Below are 1,675 nucleotides of genomic sequence, written 5' to 3' on the forward strand. Positions count from 1 at the left end.
TGAACTGCACCCTGTCAAGTAGACAGTGAAAATAATAAAAAATAGTTTAAGCGGCTAAAGCCCTAAATTCCAAAGGACTTAGGCCGTTTAATCTTTTTTGCAATCTCTTAGTATTATAGAAACTTATATATTCATTAATTGCATCGGAAAGTTCCTCATACGTATCATATTTGCGTAGATAATACTTTTCACACTTTAGTGTTCCCCAAAATGCTTCCATAGGACCGTTATCTATACATTTACCTACTCTAGACATACTTTGTGTCATCTCTGCTAATGTTAATTTACGTTTAAATCCATATGAAGTATACTGAAATCCTCGATCACTATGAAGCATAGGCTTTGCGTCGGGCGAAGCTGCAAGCGCCAAATCTAAAGTATTAAAGACAAGCTCGTTGTTGTTAGAATGTCCAAGTACATATGCAACAATAGATTTGTCATTTAAGTCTAATATAGCACTTAGATATGCTTTCTTAGAGTCTCCATACTTAAATTCGGTTACATCTGTAAGCCATTTTTGATTTGGTTTATCAGCTGTGAATTCACGGTTTAAAAGATTTTCTGCTACTTGCTGAGGATTAGATTTTATATAACGTTTCTTCTTTCTTCGAATCACAGATTGTAGCCCTGCAAGTTTCATAAGTCTATAAATACGCTTGTGGTTTAATTTCTGATCTAGCTTTCGATTCAAATTCATTGTCATTCTGCGATATCCATAAATGCCATCTACGTCCTCATGGATTTTAATAATTTCATCAACTAACATTTTATTCTCATTTTCCAAAGCAGATTTTTCGCGATTTGCCCACTTGTAAAATGAGGAACGTGAAATCATTGCTATTTCGCACAATAATAAAATAGAGAATTTTTCAGTGTTATGAAGATCTTCTATAGCAATATACTTGTTTTCCTGTCTTATGCGGCTCAATACCGCCTCCTTTCTAGTTCCTCCAATTTTTTTAGGAATGCATTCTCCGCCCTTAATCTTTCATTTTCGGCTTCAAGTCTTTTCATTTCAAGTCTAATCCTGTCTTCAGGTGTTAATTCAGCTTCAGGCTTTTTCCGACCGCGCGCATCTTGCAATGCATTTTCTCCGCCAGACTCGTATTTTCTAACCCATTGGTATACTTGATTATATGAGACTTGATAAGTCTCGGCGGCTTTATGATAGTCGTTGTTGTGAGCAATACAATATTGTACAATCTCAATTCTTTCACTTAAAGATGTAGTTCTTCCATTAGTCATAGATTTCCTCATTCCTTTCGGCGTTGCAGTTATTTCTCTATGACCATTATACTTGTTTATCCAAAGTTTAAATACTGATCTATTTGATATTCCGTATTTCTTTGAAATTTCCGTCTGTGAGTATTTCACTGAAAGATAATCTTTCAGGGCTCGTTCCTTTATTTCTTTTGAATATTTCTGAGATTTTCTTGATTCTTTTAATCCGTCCAGTCCATGCTTTTCATATTTATATCTCCATTGGTAAAAAGTAGATATGCTAATGTTATATTTAATACAAATCTCTTGTATTGATCCAACTCCATTATCATAATCCATTAAAATATTATACTTTTCTTCTTCTGCATATTTCGATCTTTTAGACATAAAAATACCCCCTTTCGAATAACAGATTTTTATTTTTTAATCTGTCTACCTTAAAGGGAGCATATCA

Annotated in this window: 2 protein-coding genes; both read right to left on the reverse strand. The window is 33.7% G+C overall.

Annotation, left to right across the window (positions count from 1 at the left end):
• Nucleotides 1-46: 46 nt before the first annotated feature.
• Complete coding sequence (locus COL3_RS29150) at nucleotides 47-928, reverse strand: IS3 family transposase (RefSeq protein WP_008420732.1); 882 nt, start codon at nucleotides 926-928, stop codon at nucleotides 47-49.
• Nucleotides 925-1,608: a helix-turn-helix domain-containing protein gene (locus COL3_RS29155; RefSeq protein ID WP_008420731.1), complete on the reverse strand. Its 684-nt coding sequence runs from the start codon at nucleotides 1,606-1,608 to the stop codon at nucleotides 925-927. Before COL3_RS29155 ends, COL3_RS29150 begins: the two co-directional genes overlap by 4 nt.
• Nucleotides 1,609-1,675: the final 67 nt, after the last annotated feature.

Source organism: Clostridium sp. LS, assembly GCF_002760435.1.
Classification (GTDB): domain Bacteria; phylum Bacillota; class Clostridia; order Clostridiales; family Clostridiaceae; genus Clostridium.